Raw genomic sequence first — 16,649 nt, 5'->3', positions numbered from 1 at the left:
CGCTCAGGCGTGGCTCTCCCGCGCGTCGTCGCGGTGCAGCAGGCGGAGGTCCTCTTCCGGCTGCGGGTCGCGGCCGAGGCGCATGCCCACGATCGTGATGATGGCCGTGAGGAGGATGTACCCGGCGATCAGGTACCAGCCGCCGGACGCTGCGCCGTAAAGGGCGGTGAAGATCAGCGGAGCCACAGCGCCGCCGATGACGCCGGCAAGCGTGTAGGCCAGGGAGCTACCGGCGTAGCGGAGGCGGGCCGGGAACTGCTCAGTGATGAAGGCTGCCTGCGGGCCGTACATAAAGGCGTGCAGGGCCAGTCCGATGACCACGCCGATGATCAGCATCACCACGGACTTGCCCGCGATCATCAGGAAGAACAGGGGAATGTAGACGGCGGTGGCGGCAGCGGCAATGCCGTAAACCCAGCGGCGGTTGAAGCGGTCAGTGAGTGCGCCGGCAAGCGGGATGAGGAAGAGCTGGAACGCGGAGCCGATCAGGATCGCGGCCAGCACGTTGCCCGTGGTCATGCCCAGTTCCTTGGTGGCGTAGACGGCCACAAAGACCGTGAAGAGCGCGTAGAGCACGTCCGGGCAGACGCGGGACAGGGCGGCGGAGATCAGCGCGCGGGGCTGGGTGGTGAAGACTTCCTTGATGGGCGCCTTCGGCTGGTCGCCGTGGGCTGCGATGGCCTTGAAGACCGGGGTTTCCTCGAGCTTGAGGCGGATGATCAGGCCGAAGACCACCAGCAGGGCGGAGGCAAGGAAGGCTACCCGCCAGCCCCAGGAGAGGAACGCTTCGGTGCTCAGCGAGGCGGCCAGGATCGCAAGGACGCCGTTGGCCATGAGGTTGCCGGCGGGCGGCCCGATCTGGGCTGCGGAGGACCAGAAGCCGCGCTTGTTGGGGTCGCCAAATTCGCTGGACAGCAGCACGGCGCCGCCCCATTCGCCGCCGACGCCAATGCCCTGGGCCAGGCGCAGGAGCACCAGGATGATGGGGGCCCAGATGCCGATCACGGAGTAGTCAGGCAGCGCACCGATGAGGACGGTGGCGATACCGATCAGCACCAGGGTGAAGACCAGGACGTACTTGCGCCCCACCTTGTCGCCGAGGCGGCCGAAGATGATGCCGCCGATCGGGCGGGCGAGGTAGCCCACGGCGAAGGCCGAGAAGGACAGGAGGAGCCCCACGAATTCATCGTCCGAGGGGAAGAAAATCTTGGGGAAGACGAGGGCTGACGCCACCGAGTAGATGGCGAAGTCGTAGTACTCAAGCGAGGTGCCGGTGAGGCTGGCGACGTACGCCTTGAGCGCGCCGGGCGGCGGCTTCCTTGTCGCGGCCTTTGCGGCCTTGTTTGTGCTGGTCATGGTTTCCTCCGGGGGGATGAGGGGTAGTGCGGGGGCCTGGGTGCGGCCATGGGATGGGGCTAGAGGAACGAGCCGATGCTCACGCCGGCGTCCCCGAGAGCGGACTTCACTGCAGTGGCCATCGCTACGGCCCCCGGTGAGTCACCATGCACGCAGATGCTTTCCGCGCGGATTTTGAGGGTGGACCCGTCAATTGCGCGGACTGAGGATTCCGTGGCCATCCGTAGGACATGTTCCGCCACTTGTTCCGGATCCTCAAGGACTGCTCCGGGGAGGGAGCGCGACACCAGGGTGCCGTCCGGGTTGTAGGCCCGGTCCGCGAACGCTTCGGTCACGGCGCGCAAGCCGGCTTTTTCTGCAAGCCGCAGGACTTCCGAACCTGGGAGGCCGAGGATCGGAAGGTTGGGGTCAACCGATTTCACGGCGTCGACGACGGCCTGGGCCTGCACTGTGTGCGTCACGATGGCGTTGTACAGTCCGCCGTGCGGCTTCACATACCGGACTTGGGTTCCTTCAACGGCGGCCAGGGCCTGCAGGCACCGATCTGGTACACCACGTCGTCGGCCAGTTCCGTGGGGCTGATGTCCATAAAACGGCGTCCGAAACCGGCGAGATCCCGGTAGCTGACGTGGGCACCGATGACAACGCCGGCAGCAGCTGCCTCGCGGCAGGTCCTGCGGATGACGCTGGGATCGCCGGCGTGGAATCCGCAGGCCACGTTCGCGCTCGAAACCGAGCCGAACATGGCCAGGTCATCGCCGAGGCTCCAGCGGCCGAAGGACTCGCCGACGTCGCTGTTCAGGTCAATCGTTGCCATTTGTGATCCCCGTCTCATTGAGTGGTCCTACTAGGATGCACTAAATTTACGGATTGTTCAACAATCCTTCGATTCAACAATGTGACGATCGTGTAAATTCTCGAGTATGGCCTCTTCAGAACCGATCGTCCCCTCTTCGTCCGTCTCTCCGCGGGGATCGGCGAATCACGCGGCGACGCGGACCGCTGCAGGCCGCCTTCGCGTCGCCGTTCCGTCCGTGGCGGAGCGGGTGGCGGATGAACTCCGCCTGCAACTGGCGGAGGGAGCACTGCTTCCCGGAACGCGGCTCACCGAATCCACCATCGCCGAGGACCTGGGCGTCTCCCGCAACACGGTGCGCGAGGCCTTCGTTGAACTTGCCAGCGAACGCCTGGTGGTCCGCCATCCCAACCGCGGCGTCTTCGTGGCAAGCCTGGAGGCAGGGGACGTCCATGACGTCTATACCGTCCGTCGCGCCATCGAGGTCAGCGCGCTGCGTGCCGGAGGCAGCCCGGAGGATGTGGCCGCCGTCCGGGCCGCCGTCGAGGAAGGCAAGCGTGCCGCGGCGGCCAGTGACGACGAAGCCCTGGGCACCGCCAACCAGCACTTCCACGGCGCCATTGTGGCCATGGCCGGAAGCCCGCGGCTGAACAGCATCATGGGCCAGGTCCTGGCCGAGATGCGCCTGTTCTTCCACAAAGCCACCGTGGACGCGCAGTTCTACCAGCACTACCTGCCGGACAACGAAGCGATCTGCCTGGCCCTGGAAGCCGGGGAACTGGACCGCGCGGCCGACCTTCTCCAGGCGTATCTGGACCGCTCCGAAGACAACCTGAGCGAAGTGCACGGCGAAGCCGGAACAGACTGAGCCGTTAGGCTGGACGAATGAAACGCCGCCTTGCAGCCCTGTCCGCCGTCCCCCTGATGCTCCTCCTCTCCGCCTGCGGATCGGTCCAGGAAGTCGCTGAAAACACCGCAAACGATGCCGCCTCCAAGGTGGCTACCGCAGCCTCGGACGAGGTCAGGAAGCAGGTCTGCACCGTGGTGGAGGACGGGCTGGTCAGCGTCCAGGACAAGGCATTGCTGGGCGGGCTGGTGTCCGCCGCGGACACTGCCGGGGTGCCCGCGGAAATTACGACGCCGCTGGGCCAGATCGCCGAAGCCGGAGACCAGGTGCCGGCTGAGTCAGTCACAGCACTGACGGAAGCCTGCTCGGCTTAGTTCCGGCTGTTCCTGTTAGAGCAACGCGGGCTCACAAGTTAGCGCTTGCCCTTTTTGCGTGAGCCCTTGCCGCGGCCCTTGTCCGGATTCGAGGCGTAGCGCTGGGCCACCTTCGGTTTCTTGACCGCGGGGCCGCGCCGGTCCGGCTTCGGCTCCTTCTTGGGCTTCTCCTGCTGGGCCGACGGCTGCCGGGAGCTCGCCGCGGTGCGGCCGCGGACAATCCCGATGAACTCCTCAATGATGTCGTCCGAGGAATCGCTGGGCCAGGCCAGCGCGATCTCCGTGACCGGGGCACCCGTCAGCCGGCGGGCCACGGTGTCCTTGACGTTGAAATGCCGGGCCACGGACATGGGCAAAATCACCAGGCCCGCACCGGACGCCACCACCTGCATGGCCGCTTCCGGGCCACCCATTTCGGCGACGTCCAGGAAAGTCTCTGCTGACAGGTCGGCCAGGGCCACTTCCTCAAACACTGAAATCTCGTGCCCCTTAGGCGCCACCACCACGGGCTGCTCCTCATACAGCGGGATCACGTTGAGGCCTTCCCGCTCCACCGGAAGCCGGACAAAGCTGAGGTCCGCGGAACCGTCACGCAATACGGAAAGCTGGGCGCCGTCGTCGGACATAAACGACTCCAGCGGGATGTCCAGCACGCGCTCTTCCCAGCGGCGGATCCACTTGCCCGGGGTTACGCCGGCCACATAGGCGAAGCGGAGCACACGGGGCGCCTCCTGCTCCGGCGATTCGTCGGGGCTGGCGTTCTGGGGGGATTCATTGTCTGCGGGCACGTCTTCACAGTACCGCCCGCGCGGCCCCGCAATGCCGGAACCGGCGCTGAGATGGCGCGGAGCTGGTGCGGGACTGGTGCCTTTCAGGCAAGCAGCCGGATACCCTTGAACCATGACCTCTGCAAACTCCCAGTCCATGAAGCCGGCCACCGTTGCCAAGAAGCTTGGCATCTACCTGCCGGCAACACCGCAGGAGTTCCAGGATTCAACCATCAGCCGCGCCGATTTCGCCGAACTCCAGTCCAACCCGCCGGAGTGGCTCGTGGAGCTGCGCCGCAACGGCCCCCACCCCCGCCCGGTGGTGGCCCAGAAGCTGAACGTCTCCATCAGCGGCCTGGCCCGCGGCGGTGTTGAGGAAGCGCTGACGACGGCGGAAATCACCGCGCTGCTGCAGGCTCCCCCGGCCTGGCTGGTCGCCGAGCGCTCCACCCACGCCGCCGTCCGCACCGAAGCCCAGCGCGTCAAGGACGAAGCTGCCAAGAAAGACGCCAAGAAGGCCCGCGCCCAGGCCGAGTAGCCGCCGCTTTCTGAGTCACCTGCGCCTATCCGAGGCTTGCTCGCGGATCCGAACCTTCACGGTCAGGATCCGCGGACAAGCCCCTGTTGTTCCTTTCATTGCCAATCGTAGAACAAGGGCTACATCAAGCGTAGAATGCAGCCATGGACAAGGTAGGGGTTCGGGAACTCAAGCAAAATCCAAGGGCTGTCATTGAGCGGGTTGAGCACGGAGCCACTCTTGAGATAACCCTCCAAGGCCGTGCGGTCGCAGTGATCTCACCTGTAACGCATCGCAAGAAGTGGACTTCAGCCGCTGAAGTGGCAATTGCCCTGAAGCTCGCCCAGCTCGGCGCAGACCAGACCGGGTGGCTCACGGAACATGAAGAATCCAGAGATGCCGATCCCCTTGTTGATCCGTGGACTACCCAGTGATCCTCCTTGACACGAATGTCCTGATCGCACCACCGGCCGTGTGGCCGGCCGGCGCCGTACTCGGCTCGAGCATCATCTCGCTGGCGGAGCTCCAATTCGGAATCCGATCGTCAGCGTCTGAGGAGATCCGCCGGAACCGGGTGCACCGCCTTGCCGTCTGGCGGGAACTGATGGACTGGATTCTCTTTGACGAGCATGCCGCCGAGAGTTATGGCGAGCTGGCTGCGCGGGTCAAGCGCCTGAGGCCCCAACATGCCAGGAGTAAGGACATAATGATCGCCGCGCAAGCCCACTCTCTTGGCATCCCGTTGATGACCCGCAACGCCAGGGACTTCGAGTTGGTCGAAGATGTGGTGGAGATCCTGGAGGCAGGCGACTGAGTGCGGGACTGGCAATCCAACCCATTCGGGGCCAGGTCCGTGCGCCGAAGCGATAGCCTGGACGCTATGCGCACCGGGAGCGAAACACCTTGACGGCCAGAGACTGGTCAGCAGCTGAAATCGCGGCAACCGTAGCCAGCTACCTTGAGATGCTGCGATTGGAAGTGCTAGGGCAGCCCTACAGTAAAACGATGTTCCGGGATCGGCTGCTGGCCCTGCTGAACAACCGGACCAGCACCGCCGTCGAGCATAAGCACCAGAACATCTCGGCCGTCATGATGAGGCTGGGCCTTCGCCCCAACAAGGGATACCAGCCAGCCAGAACTACCAGCACGCGCTGATCGCTGAAGTTCAAGCGCAACTGGCGTCCTCGCCGTCGATCATTGAGCAAGTCTTGGCCGAGGCGCTGCACACGCCTGACGCCGCAGCAATTGGCGCACTCGACTTCGAGTGGTCCCCGATCCCCAAAATCGTCCTCCCGGACGCCCGGGCCGGCGCCCGGTCAGCGCGTCACTACGACTAAGCAACAGTTGAGGCGAGCAACCGAAAGCTCGGGGTCGGCGGCGAGGAAGCCGTCGTCGACCTTGAACGACGGCGGCTGCACAGTGCCGGAAAGCGCAAGCTGAGGTCTTCCACCTCATCAGAGTCCTCAACTTCGGCCCCGCACCCCGCTGGTACCACCTGCCAGGCAGCATCGAAACCACGTGTGAACTTCAGGAAAGCACATTCCTCGCCGTGCCGAAGGCCGGCTAATCAGTCCTGGTGCAGCTGCACGAAGTTGCCGCAGCCGTCGTCGAAGACCGCACTGATCCCAGACGGATCCTCTGACGGTTCGCCCTGGAATTTCACACCGGCAGCCACCAGCCGGTCGTACTCAGCCTGTACATCCGGAACCCCGAAGGTGATGGCCGCGATACCGGCGTCGTGCAGTGCGTTCATGTAATTGGCGCCGATCGGGTTGTCGCTAGGCTCCAGCAGCAGCCCCACCGACCCGGCGTCGGAGCCCGGATCCTTGATGATGAAGAGGTTGTACTCAGGCATCGCCATGAGTGTCTCGAACCCGAGGGTCCCGGTGTAGAACGTATGGGCGGTGACCGGATCCTGGACATGGATGCTGCACATTTTCAGTCTCATGGTCCCAAGCTACCCGGCCCGCAGGAGGCGTGCGAACCTTCAGCGGAGAAGAGCCGTCCTACGTGTCCATCAGAGCTGCCAGCCCGGAGATTAGCGGTCTCCAGGGCCCAGACTGAAGGCACATCCGCCAGGCAGCTGGCCTCCGCAACCGCATCGCTGCGCAGGCCGCGGTGAAATGTGGCGTGGACTCGGCCATGGATCCGGATTCGAAGATGTCTTTCGGTGCCATCGTAGGCGGAGCCGAAGTCCCGTGAGCGGCCGCGAGGTGCCCCTGGCAAGGTAACGCCAATAGAGTCCGCCAGCTGCGTTTGCCAAGTACGGCGAGGCAGATCCCGACAGTCCGTAGATTGCCAGGGCTATTGAGATTCTTGCCAACAAAACTGAAACCGGACACGAGAGCTGCGCATTCCGACCCTCTTCGAAACTGGCCGATATGGGACCTTCCATCAAGCAAATTGCGTTCCCTAGCAGTAACAGCCGCGCCGGCGGCAAGAGGTTCAGTCCAGCTTGGCGTGGCGCAGGTACTGGTAGACGGTCTCCCGGCTGATCCCGTAGTCACGGGCAAGGAGGGCTTTAGGTACACCGCTGCTGGCGCGCTGGACCAGTTCGGCGGCCCGTTCCGGTGTGAGTGTCTTTTTTCGTCCTTTATAGGCGCCGCGCTGCTTGGCCAGAGCGATGCCTTCCCTTTGGCGTTCCCTGATGAGGGAGCGTTCGAATTCGGCGAAGGCGCCCATGACGGAGAGCATGAGGTTGGCCATGGGCGAGTCCTCGCCGGTGAAGACGAGGCCTTCTTTGGCGAACTCCACCCGCACGCCCATGCGGGTTAGGACGTGAACCAGGGCGCGAAGGTCATCGAGGTTGCGTGCGAGCCGGTCCATGCTGTGCACAACCAGGGTGTCCCCGTCACGGGCGAACCGCAGCAGCTCTGTGAGCTGTGGTCTGGCGGTGTCCCTGCCGGAGGCCTTGTCCATGAAGACCCGGTCCAGAACCTGGCCTTCGAGCTGGCGCTTCTCGTTCTGATCCAGAGTGCTCACTCGCACGTATCCGATCCGCTGGCCAGCCACGATTTCCTCCAACCTTCGTTCTGTCAGGATGACTTCTAGGCCCGCTCCAGCTGAAAGTCAAGACCTCCCCAGTCTGTTCTGTCAGGTTGAGTTCTAGGCCCGCCCCAGAAGAACGTCAAGACATACGCGTCCTGTTCGTCAGGTTGGGGTGTGCGCTAACTTGATGAGATTAGCCCAGTGCTGGCGGCGCCACTGAGTCAGATCACGGCGCCGCGCAGCGGTGCTAATCAGGCGAGCGACGTTTTCCGGACCAAGGCATCGAGGGCTAAACGCCCCGCCTGCGGCCTTGAGAGTCTGCCCCCCGCCCAGTTGGATCAGGCCGTCTGCGCCGCTTTGAGGACCTGCATCACGCGGTCGGTCACTTCATCAATCAGGCCGATGCCGTCTACCTGGGTGAGGATGGCACGCTCGGCATATTTGGCCACCACGGCTTCGGTCTGCTCGTGGTACAGGTCCAGGCGGTGGCGGATGATGGCTTCGTTGTCGTCGCTTCGGCCCGTCTCCTTGGCCCGGCCGAGGAGACGGTGCACCAGTTCCTCGTCGTCGGCAGTCAGCTGCAGGACGACGTCGAGCTTCTCGTCGCCCTTGGCGAGGATCTCGTCCAGGTAATCCACCTGGGCGGTGGTGCGGGGGTAGCCGTCCAGCAGGAAGCCGTTTTCGACGTCGGCCTCGCTGAGCCGGTCGCGGACCATCTTGTTGGTCACGCTGTCCGGAACAAAGTCCCCGTTGTCCATGTACTTCCTGGCTTCAATGCCCAGCGGCGTTTCGCCCTTCACGTTGGCACGGAAGATATCGCCGGTGGAGATCGCCACAACGCCGAGGCGTCCCGAGATCCGCTCCGCCTGGGTTCCTTTTCCGGAACCGGGAGGCCCAATAATCAGCATTCTCGTCATCGCAAAAGCCCTTTCTGGCCTAGATCCACTTCGGGGCAGCAGGAACCGCACCGTTGGCGCCAGGTCCTTCTACTGTCACACCGCCGGTGCCTCTGCCTGCTGCCCATTCAACGATGGCGGGCAAGGAGCCGGCGATGACCGTTGCGTCGGCTGCACCGGCGTCCCCGAAGGTCATCGTTTGGGGCTGGCCGGAGACCTCCACGATAAGGCCCGTGTCCGTGCCGCGGGTTTTCCAGGCGCCGGTGATGTCCCGGAGGAGACGCTCGAGGGCGGGTGCGGGGATGTCGTTGAAGGTCGCCCCGTTGTTCAGATCGACCGCGTGGATCCAGACTTCCCTGGTGCGCATCCACGCCGTTTCGGAGACGGGGACGGTACGTCCCTGCGCGGTGCGGACTTCGTGCTGCCATGCCGGGTCGGGCAGGTCACGCCACTCGACGGACAGATGTACCGCGGAGTGGTCGAAAAGATTCCGCAGCGCGATGGGGGAGAGGGTGGCGCCAAAGTCGATCTCATGGTTTCGCGCCTCCGGGGAGGCGTACATGGGAGTTTCCACTCCGGTGGCAGCCCATTCGACCAGCCTGGCGATGGCGCGTGCGTTGTATCCCACATGTGCCACGACGTGCCGGCGGGTCCAGTCGGGCAGCAGCGAGTCGCCGTCCAGTTCTGCGTCGGTGAGCTCGTTGAGCTTTCGAGCGAAAAAAGCGGTGCCCCGCCGCGCCTGCAGGAGTTGTTCCTGCAGGCGCGGATCGGTGGCTTGGTCGTGGCGGGCGACCATCAGGCTTCCTTGACCACGCGGTTCGTCAGCTGGCCCAGGCCCTCGATGGTGGTGACCAGGACCTGGCCTTCCTGCAGGTACCGCTTGGGGTCCTGCGCGTGGCCCACTCCGCCGGGGGTGCCGGTAGCGATCACATCTCCCGGGTTCAGGGTGATGATGGTGGAGATGTAGGAGACCAGGAACTCCGGGGTAAACACCAGATCCCCGGTGGGGGTGCTCTGCTGCACCTCGCCGTCCACGGCGGAGGTCATCAACGGCCCGGCGGTGAATTCGTCCTTGGTGACCAGGGCGGGGCCGAACGGTGTGGACTTTTCCCAGGTCTTGCCCTGCAGCCACTGGATGGTGCGGAACTGGTAGTCACGCATAGACACGTCGTTCAGGACGGCGTAGCCGGCGATGTGGTCCGCGGCGTCGGCTTCGCTGATCCGGCGGCCCTGCTTGCCGATGACCACGGCGAGTTCGGCTTCCCAGTCCACCGCATCGGATTCCTGCGGCAGGGCCAGGTCGTCGTTGGGCCCGATCAGGGACTCTGCGTACTTGGCGAACAGGGTGGGGTGCTCGGGGACTTCCCGGCCCATTTCCTTGATGTGGTTGCGGTAGTTGTGGCCCACGCAGATGATCTTCCCGGGGGAGGGTACGACGGCGGCGAGGTCGGCGCCGTCGAGCGCGTGCCTTGCGCCGCTGGCCGCCGCAGCCGTGGTTTCCCAGGCGGGGTCCTGCAGGAGGGCGCCGACGTCGGCGAACCCGGGAATTTCGGTGAGGGTGTCGCCGTCCTGGCGCACCGCCACGGTGCCCTTGGTTCCAGTGCCGTTTTGGGTGCGGAGGGTAAGCAGTCTCATTACTTGGTGCGTCCTTCGATGTAGGTGCGGTTGAAGTTCAGGCGTTCGAAGATGGGGGCGTCGCTGAAGCGGAAGAGGTCGAACTCCGTGCCGGCCTGCAGGGACCATTCCTGCCAGGAAGGGACGACGAACAGGTCGCCCTTGGCCAGGTTGTTGGTTTCGCCGTTGAGCACCACGGTGCCGGTGCCTTCGAAGACCTGCCAGACGCTGGAGCCCACCTCGCGGACAGCTTCGGTGGCGGTACCGGCGCGGAGTCGGTGGAACTCGGCGCGGATGGTTGGCATCACGTCCCCGCCGGTGGTCGGGTTGGTGTAGCGGACCGCGGCGTGGCCCTGGGCGACCGTCGCTGGGTGGCCCTCGTCCTCAAGCAGGAGCTGCTCACGGAGCGCGGCGTCGGTGTACTTCCACCGGTATGCCGCGATGGGCGAGTTGACCGTGTCCTGGAGCCCCGAGAGGGGGCGCAGGCCGGGGTGGGCCCAGAGCCGTTCGGATCGGGAGATGTCCGGGGTGGCTTCGTCGGTGACGCGTTCGGTGCCGAACTCGAAGAACCCGGCGTCGGCGTAGTGCACGAACGGGATGTCCAGCCCGTCGATCCAGGCCATCGGCTCATCGGTGTCGTTGTGGTGGCCGTGGAAGTTCCAGCCCGGCGTCAGCAGGAAGTCGCCGCGGGACATCCGCACGGGGTCCCCGTTCACCACGGTCCACACGCCTTCGCCCTCGACGACGAAGCGGAAGGCGTTCTGGGAGTGGCGGTGCTCGGGTGCTGTTTCCCGGCCGCCCAGATACTGGATTGCCGCCCACAGCGTAGGTGTGGCGTATGGGGTGCCGGCAAGACCCGGGTTCGCCAGGGCAATGGCCCGGCGTTCTCCGCCGCGGCCCACTGGCACCAGGTCCCCGGCACGGGCGGCCAACGGATACAGATCATCCCACCGCCACACATGCGGCACCGCCTTGGGGGTGGGGACCATCGGCATCAGGTCCCCGATCTCCGTCCACAACGGAATCAGGTTTTCCTTGTCGAAGTCGCGGTAGAGCTGTTCAAGCTGGGCCGCTTCCTCCGGTGTCGGCTCCGGAACGACCACCCCGGCCGCAACAGACTCATGCGTAATGTTTTCCATCATCGTCTTCCTTTCACTTCGCCTGGGAGGTGGAAGCCAGGCGCTCGGCGATGTCGGCGCGAAGGTCCTTTTTGTTGATCTTTCCGACTTTTGTCGTGGGCAGCTCATCCACCACCACCAGGTGCTCGGGGATCTTGAACGCGGCCACTCCGGTCCGGCGCAGCAGGTCCTGGATCTGTGCCAGAGTTACTTCTGTTCCTGGTTTGACGGTGATGTAGAGGCAAAGCTTTTCGCCCAGCACCGGATCCGGCATGGCGATGGCGGCCGCCATGGTGACGTCCTCAATCCGGTAAACCAGGCTTTCAATTTCCTCCGCGGAGATTTTTTCTCCGCCGCGGTTGATCATGTCCTTGTCGCGTCCCTGGACAATGAGATTTCCGTCCGGGCGGCGCTCCACTATGTCCCCGCTGGCGTACCAGCCATCAGGGGTGAACGCCCGGGCGTTGGCCTCCGGCGCGCGGTAGTAGCCGCGAGGGGTGTAGGGGCCGCGCGTGAGGATGGATCCGGCAGTCCCGTCGGGCAAATCATTGCCTGCCTCATCCACAATACGAATTTCGTCAGCCTCGGATACGGGACGGCCCTGGGTCGTGCAGATAACGTCCTCGGGGTCGTCCAGGCGGGTGGTGTTGATGAGCCCCTCGGCCATGCCAAAGACCTGCTGCAAGGTTGCACCCAGCACGGGCTTAACCTTGTAGGCGATCTCGTCCGGGAGTCTGGAACCGCCAACTTGGATGACCTGCAGGCTCGCCAGCTGGTTGCCGCCCATTTCCTCTTGGTGTTCAATCCAGCGCTGCGCCACTGCGGGGACCGCGGTGGAGAGTGTGACGCCTTCGCGTTCAATGGCGGCAAAGGCTTTGCGTGGCTCGGGGCTGGGCAGCATGATCACTCGGCCGCCGGCGAACAGTATGCCCAGGATCCCCGGGCAGGCGAGGGGAAAGTTATGGCTCGCGGGCAGAGTACCGAGGTAAACGGTGTCCTCAGTAACGGCCGTTGGCAGGGACGTTGCCTTGATGTTGTACGCGTAATCGTTATGGGTGCGGGTGATGAGCTTGGGCAGCCCGGTGGTGCCCCCTGAGAGCAGGAACAGAGCCGGTGCATCCGGAGATGGCGCCGATGCATCCAGCCGGGCCCGGGCGCCGGCAGCGTCCGTCCCGGGGGCAAGGATCTCTTCCAGGCGAATGTTGAGGGGGTTCGCGGCGCCGGATACGAGGATCAGCTCAAGGGACGGAATGGACGAAGCGAGTTCCTCGGCCAGGGCCTGGTGGTCGAAATCCTTGATCACGTCCGGTACTGCGATGGCGCGGGACTCGGAGAGTTCTGTCAGAAAGGACAGCTCGTATTTCCTGTGCGCAGGCAACGCCATGACAGGGATGATGCCTGCACGGAAACAAGCCAGCGTGAGTATGGTGAACTGCCATCCGTTCGGCAGCTGGAGCATGATGCGGTCATCTGCCTTGAGTCCGAGCTGGAGGAGGCGCTCGGCTGCGGCGTCCATCCGGTTGGCAAGCTCGGAATATGTGATGCGGACATCGCCCTCTACCAACGCCACCTTGTCGGGCAAACGGTCGGCGGTGTCCAGGACGTAGCTGCCCAGGGCCCGGTCCTCCCAGTAGCCCTTCCGGCGGAATTCTGCAGCGAGTTCTGCTGGCCAGGGGACAGTGCCTTCACTGGTGTGGCTGGTCATTGCATGTCCTCCTCGACATTGATAACTACTGCGTCCAACGCCAAGAGCCCGTTGTGGGTCAGGCGGAGGGGATTAATTTCGATTTCAGCGACAGCCTCGTTGGAGACGAGTGCATCGCCGAGTCTGACCAGGAGCCCGGCCAGTTCAGACGTATCCAGCATCGGACCGGCACGGAAGCCATACAAGAGTTCACGTGCCTGCAGCTCGGCGGGCATGCTTTCGGCTGCCCGCAGTGCAAGCGGCGCGGTTCGGATGGAGATGTCCGCGAAGACTTCGGCCGCGGTGCCGCCCAGCCCCAGAACCACGATCGGTCCGAAAACGGGATCGCGTCGGACGCCCACGACAAGGTCGACGCCGGACGGTGCCATCGCCTCTACCAGGAACTCCCGGGCGCCGGCGGCTTCGAGACCTGCCAGGGCCCGGTCCATGTCTTCGGCGGTCTTGACGCCAAGGTGTACGCCACCAATTTCCGTTTTGTGCAGGACGGTTGCGTCGAGCAGCTTCACTGCTACCGGACCGCCGAGCTCCACCAGCGCCGCATGGGCGGCGTCACGGGTGCTGCATACGCGCCGTTCGGGCGTGGAAATGCCAAGTGCACCGAGAAGTGTCTTGGAGCGGTTCTCATCCCACGGGCCTTCTACATCCGGCCAGGCTGTGGTGCCCTTAGCAGCTTGGGCCCTCTGGAATTGACCCCGGGCATCGTTCACCACGGCGGCGATACCGTGGGCCAACGAGGTCGGCCCCGTAATCAGTGGAAGGTCGTGCTGTCGCGCCGACTTGCGGGCTCGCTCCAGGTCACCGTCGGGGCCGTCCACGCCAATGAGGAACGGCATCGTCTCCGCCGCGCCCGAATTGGCTACGGCCAGCGGGAGGTCGGTCACCGGTTCTGTCAGGCCGTAAAGCGCCACGAGGTCGATTGCCGGGTCCTGTGACACGGCGGCGACTATTTGCTCATAGCCGGGTCCGGGTCGGCCGGTGTCTACCGGATTGGCCTGGAACGTCAGCGGCGGGAGCAACGCGCCGATGGTGTCCTGGCTGCTCTGCGCGAGTCGCGGAAGCGTCACACCAGCGCTGTGCAGGGCATCGGCGATCAACAGGCCCGGTCCGGCCTGGCCGGTGATGAGGCCTACTCCGGGGTCCGCGGCCGGGTTCAGCCGGCGACCGGCCAGGGCGGTCACTGCGGCGACCAGTTGGTTCTCGTCATCGACGATTACCGCACCCGCCTGCTGGAGTACCGATCGTGTGGTGCGCCAGGAGGTAGCCAAGGCGCCGGTGTGTGATTGGGCGAATTCGGACACATCGTTTCGGCCGACGACCAATGCAACGACGGGCTTGACCGCGCTCAGGCGTGAGACGGCGTCCACGAGGGCAGGTCCGTCCGAAACAGTTTCCAGATGCAGGGCTACTGCCTTGGTCTGATCATCGGTGATGAGGTAGTCCAGCACGTCCGGTGCGGTGATGTCAGTTCCTGCTCCGATACCGGCGGCAAGGCTGACCCCTGTTCCGGAGCGCTGCAGATGAAATGCCAGTACGTGATTAACTCCGCCGCTGGCTGCGACAACCGCTACCGAACCCGGCTCCAATTCAGCGACACCCGGGACGAAGCTGGCGCGGAGGTTGCGGTGGGGAACGAAGAACCCGGAAGTGTTGGGGCCCAGCAGCCTGATGCCGGTTTCCCGCACAGCGGACTCGACCTGGGACGCAAATTCGATGCCCGGACCGCCGGCTTCTGCGAAACCGCCTGCGCAAACCAACGCTGCTTTGGCGCCGTTCGCGGCGCTGTCCCGCAGAGCCTGTGCCGTGGCAGCGGCGGGCACACACAGCACGGCGAGATCGGGGCCGCCGGGAATTGCTGCAGCAGCCTCGGCGATGCTGGTGTGCATGCCGTTCTCGCCGCGGCTGTTGACCAGTTCCACTGGCGCCGGGTAGCTGGACAGTGACTGCGCCATGACGGCGCCGAGCTTTTCGGGGCTGGACGATGCCCCAACCACGATGATGCCGCGAGGGGCAAAAAGAGAGGACAGGTTATGCATGGGAAGCCTCCACGGTGGCTGGAACAACGGCGTCCGCACGGCCGGAAAGTACCAGGGTCAGGTTCGACGCCGGACCCCGGTCATCGACAATGACGCTGGTGAGGCCGCGGCCCAGGCGGACTTCCTCCGAGAGCAGGACCCGGGTAAAGGGGTTTCCGCCCTGGATCACCACAGCGGCTGCTTCGGCGGGGATTTGCCCGAAGGCATCTTTCAGTCCTTCTTCGTGGTCCGGTGCCGTGAGCAGCAGGCCGGTGCTTGCATCGGCCTGGGCCGGGTCGGTCACCAGGGCGAGGCTAGCGCCGTCGTTCTGCAACTCGACCTTGCCGCTTTGGCGGGTCAGGGACAGCAGGCGGCCGCTGAACCGGGCAGGACCGGCAGCCAACGGAGTTTCCAGCGGGGCCTTTCCGTGGCGGGTGAGCCAGTCCCGTTCTGCGGATTCAACCAGTTCCGGATCCCGCAGGCGGATCTTGTCGATGTCGATGCTGCGGGAGAAGAAGTGGAAAGTGAACTGGGTGGGCTCGAAGGAGTCGTAATATCTGCCGAAGTGTTCCCACCAGCTCAGTCCGCCGCGGGCCTGGTTCTGGATTTTGGCGACCTGGGGCTGGCGTTCGGCTTCGTAATTCGTGAACGCCGTCTCGAGGTCGTCCTGGTGCGCGGTGACTTCACGGACCAGCGTGATGGCGTCTTCCATGGCCATCTTGGTGCCGGAGCCGACAGAGAAGTGTGCCGTGTGGACGGCGTCGCCCAGCAGAACGACGTTGCCCTTGTGCCAGGAACGGGTCCGCCGGGTCCGGAAGTTCGCCCAGCGCGAGCTGTTCGCCACGAGCGGCTGGCCGGCGATGTCCTCAGCGAACAGCTTTTCCAGGAACCGCTGCGTCTTCAGGTCAGAAGGTCCCGGGGGCTGGCTGACATCGAACTCGTCGAGTCCGGCTTTGCGCCAGGTCTCCTCGTCAGTTTCAACGATGAAGGTGCTCAGGTTCTCACTGATCGGGTAACCATGGACGGCGAAGTTGCCGAATTCGCTCTTGCGGTGGAGAAAGGTCATGCCCTTGAAAAGGTGCGTGGTGCCGAACCAGATGAACTTGGCGGTGGCAGTTTCTGCCGTGTGGCCAAGGCTCTCGCCCAGCTGTTCGCGGGTTGATGAGTTGGCGCCGTCGGCCCCGACGATCAGGTCAAAACCGTCAAGCTGTGACAGGTCCGGCACGTACTGTCCGAACCGCATGTCGACGCCGGCTTCCGCGGCGCGTTCCTGCATCAGCTGCAGGAGTGTCTTCCGATAAATGGCTGCCATGCCGTTTCCGGAGAACGACTTTTTTTCACCTTTGAGCCAGACTTCGATGTCGTCCCAATGCGTCCCGTGGTCACGGAGTCCGTCCCGGACCACAGGGTCGGCGTCGTTGATCCGGGTCAGGGTCGCATCCGAGAAGACCACACCGAAGCCAAAGGCATCGGTGGCCTGGTTGCGTTCGAACAGCACGACCTCGGCGTCCGGAACGGTCTGCTTGAACAAGGTTGAGAAGAACAGTCCGCCAGGACCGCCGCCAATGCAGGCTACGCGAAGTGCCATCGATGCCACCTTCTAGGGATTGGGAATCATTGAGAGAGGTCTCGGAATCCATTATGAAACCAATTCATGTA

At 64.4% G+C, this 16,649-nt stretch carries 18 protein-coding genes and 1 pseudogene; 7 read left to right on the top strand and 12 right to left on the bottom strand.

What is annotated here, in order from left to right:
* Positions 1–3: 3 nt before the first annotated feature.
* The gene (locus tag NG698_RS09105) at positions 4–1,356 is read right to left on the bottom strand and encodes an MFS transporter (RefSeq protein ID WP_252609363.1); all 1,353 of its coding nucleotides are present in this window, start codon (positions 1,354–1,356) and stop codon (positions 4–6) included.
* Positions 1,357–1,415: 59 nt separating this feature from the next.
* A pseudogene (locus tag NG698_RS09100) lies at positions 1,416–2,173 on the bottom strand (LamB/YcsF family protein).
* A 106-nt stretch (positions 2,174–2,279) separates the two neighbouring features.
* Here NG698_RS09100 and NG698_RS09095 point away from each other — a divergent pair.
* Positions 2,280–3,020 (top strand): GntR family transcriptional regulator, encoded by a 741-nt coding sequence (locus tag NG698_RS09095; protein WP_252603369.1) that lies wholly within the window; start codon positions 2,280–2,282, stop codon positions 3,018–3,020.
* 17 nt (positions 3,021–3,037) lie between these two features.
* Positions 3,038–3,373: a hypothetical protein gene (locus tag NG698_RS09090; protein ID WP_252603372.1), complete on the top strand. Its 336-nt coding sequence runs from the start codon at positions 3,038–3,040 to the stop codon at positions 3,371–3,373.
* A 38-nt stretch (positions 3,374–3,411) separates the two neighbouring features.
* Here NG698_RS09090 and NG698_RS09085 read toward each other — a convergent pair whose 3' ends face one another.
* A complete protein-coding gene (locus tag NG698_RS09085; RefSeq protein ID WP_252609361.1) occupies positions 3,412–4,161 on the bottom strand; it encodes a LysR family transcriptional regulator substrate-binding protein in 750 nt (249 codons plus the stop codon).
* 112 nt (positions 4,162–4,273) lie between these two features.
* Here NG698_RS09085 and NG698_RS09080 point away from each other — a divergent pair, with 112 nt between their 5' ends.
* The 5 genes from NG698_RS09080 to NG698_RS21650 all read left to right on the top strand — a co-directional run bounded on the left by NG698_RS09080 (position 4,274) and on the right by NG698_RS21650 (position 5,994).
* Positions 4,274–4,678 (top strand): DUF5997 family protein, encoded by a 405-nt coding sequence (locus tag NG698_RS09080; RefSeq protein WP_252609360.1) that lies wholly within the window; start codon positions 4,274–4,276, stop codon positions 4,676–4,678.
* Positions 4,679–4,821: 143 nt separating this feature from the next.
* Complete coding sequence (locus NG698_RS09075; RefSeq protein ID WP_252567692.1) at positions 4,822–5,091, top strand: type II toxin-antitoxin system Phd/YefM family antitoxin; 270 nt, start codon at positions 4,822–4,824, stop codon at positions 5,089–5,091.
* A complete protein-coding gene (locus tag NG698_RS09070) occupies positions 5,088–5,471 on the top strand; it encodes a PIN domain-containing protein (protein WP_252567690.1) in 384 nt (127 codons plus the stop codon). The genes NG698_RS09075 and NG698_RS09070 overlap by 4 nt, the downstream gene beginning before the upstream one ends.
* Before the next feature lie 191 nt (positions 5,472–5,662).
* Positions 5,663–5,812: a hypothetical protein gene (locus tag NG698_RS09065; protein ID WP_252609358.1), complete on the top strand. Its 150-nt coding sequence runs from the start codon at positions 5,663–5,665 to the stop codon at positions 5,810–5,812.
* Positions 5,813–5,865: 53 nt separating this feature from the next.
* On the top strand, positions 5,866–5,994 hold the full coding sequence (locus NG698_RS21650; protein ID WP_256470929.1) for a hypothetical protein: 129 nt from the start codon (positions 5,866–5,868) through the stop codon (positions 5,992–5,994).
* Between the two features lie 230 nt (positions 5,995–6,224).
* Here NG698_RS21650 and NG698_RS09060 read toward each other — a convergent pair whose 3' ends face one another.
* The 9 genes from NG698_RS09060 to NG698_RS09020 form a co-directional block, all read right to left on the bottom strand.
* Positions 6,225–6,605: a VOC family protein gene (locus tag NG698_RS09060; RefSeq protein ID WP_252575075.1), complete on the bottom strand. Its 381-nt coding sequence runs from the start codon at positions 6,603–6,605 to the stop codon at positions 6,225–6,227.
* A 497-nt stretch (positions 6,606–7,102) separates the two neighbouring features.
* Complete coding sequence (locus NG698_RS09055; protein ID WP_252564120.1) at positions 7,103–7,669, bottom strand: recombinase family protein; 567 nt, start codon at positions 7,667–7,669, stop codon at positions 7,103–7,105.
* 314 nt (positions 7,670–7,983) lie between these two features.
* Complete coding sequence (locus NG698_RS09050) at positions 7,984–8,553, bottom strand: adenylate kinase (protein WP_252609447.1); 570 nt, start codon at positions 8,551–8,553, stop codon at positions 7,984–7,986.
* Positions 8,554–8,581: 28 nt separating this feature from the next.
* The gene (locus tag NG698_RS09045) at positions 8,582–9,337 is read right to left on the bottom strand and encodes a maleylpyruvate isomerase family mycothiol-dependent enzyme (protein WP_252609356.1); all 756 of its coding nucleotides are present in this window, start codon (positions 9,335–9,337) and stop codon (positions 8,582–8,584) included.
* Positions 9,337–10,176 (bottom strand): fumarylacetoacetate hydrolase family protein, encoded by an 840-nt coding sequence (locus NG698_RS09040; RefSeq protein ID WP_252609354.1) that lies wholly within the window; start codon positions 10,174–10,176, stop codon positions 9,337–9,339. Before NG698_RS09040 ends, NG698_RS09045 begins: the two co-directional genes overlap by 1 nt.
* Positions 10,176–11,297, bottom strand: a complete 1,122-nt coding sequence (locus tag NG698_RS09035) for a cupin domain-containing protein (RefSeq protein WP_252609352.1) — start codon at positions 11,295–11,297, stop codon at positions 10,176–10,178. The genes NG698_RS09040 and NG698_RS09035 overlap by 1 nt, the downstream gene beginning before the upstream one ends.
* A 10-nt stretch (positions 11,298–11,307) precedes the next feature.
* Positions 11,308–12,978: a (2,3-dihydroxybenzoyl)adenylate synthase gene (locus tag NG698_RS09030; protein WP_252609350.1), complete on the bottom strand. Its 1,671-nt coding sequence runs from the start codon at positions 12,976–12,978 to the stop codon at positions 11,308–11,310.
* Positions 12,975–15,011 carry an acetate--CoA ligase family protein gene (locus NG698_RS09025; protein WP_252609348.1) on the bottom strand — a complete coding sequence of 679 codons (2,037 nt, stop codon included), beginning with the start codon at positions 15,009–15,011 and terminating at the stop codon, positions 12,975–12,977. The genes NG698_RS09030 and NG698_RS09025 overlap by 4 nt, the downstream gene beginning before the upstream one ends.
* The gene (locus tag NG698_RS09020; RefSeq protein WP_252609345.1) at positions 15,004–16,578 is read right to left on the bottom strand and encodes an FAD-dependent monooxygenase; all 1,575 of its coding nucleotides are present in this window, start codon (positions 16,576–16,578) and stop codon (positions 15,004–15,006) included. The genes NG698_RS09025 and NG698_RS09020 overlap by 8 nt, the downstream gene beginning before the upstream one ends.
* Positions 16,579–16,649: the final 71 nt, after the last annotated feature.

Origin of the sequence: Pseudarthrobacter raffinosi (assembly GCF_023913735.1) — a bacterium.
GTDB classification, from domain to species: domain Bacteria; phylum Actinomycetota; class Actinomycetes; order Actinomycetales; family Micrococcaceae; genus Arthrobacter; species Arthrobacter raffinosi.
The sequence above is the reverse complement of the archived record's forward strand: the minus strand, read 5'-3'. Positions and strand labels throughout refer to the sequence as shown.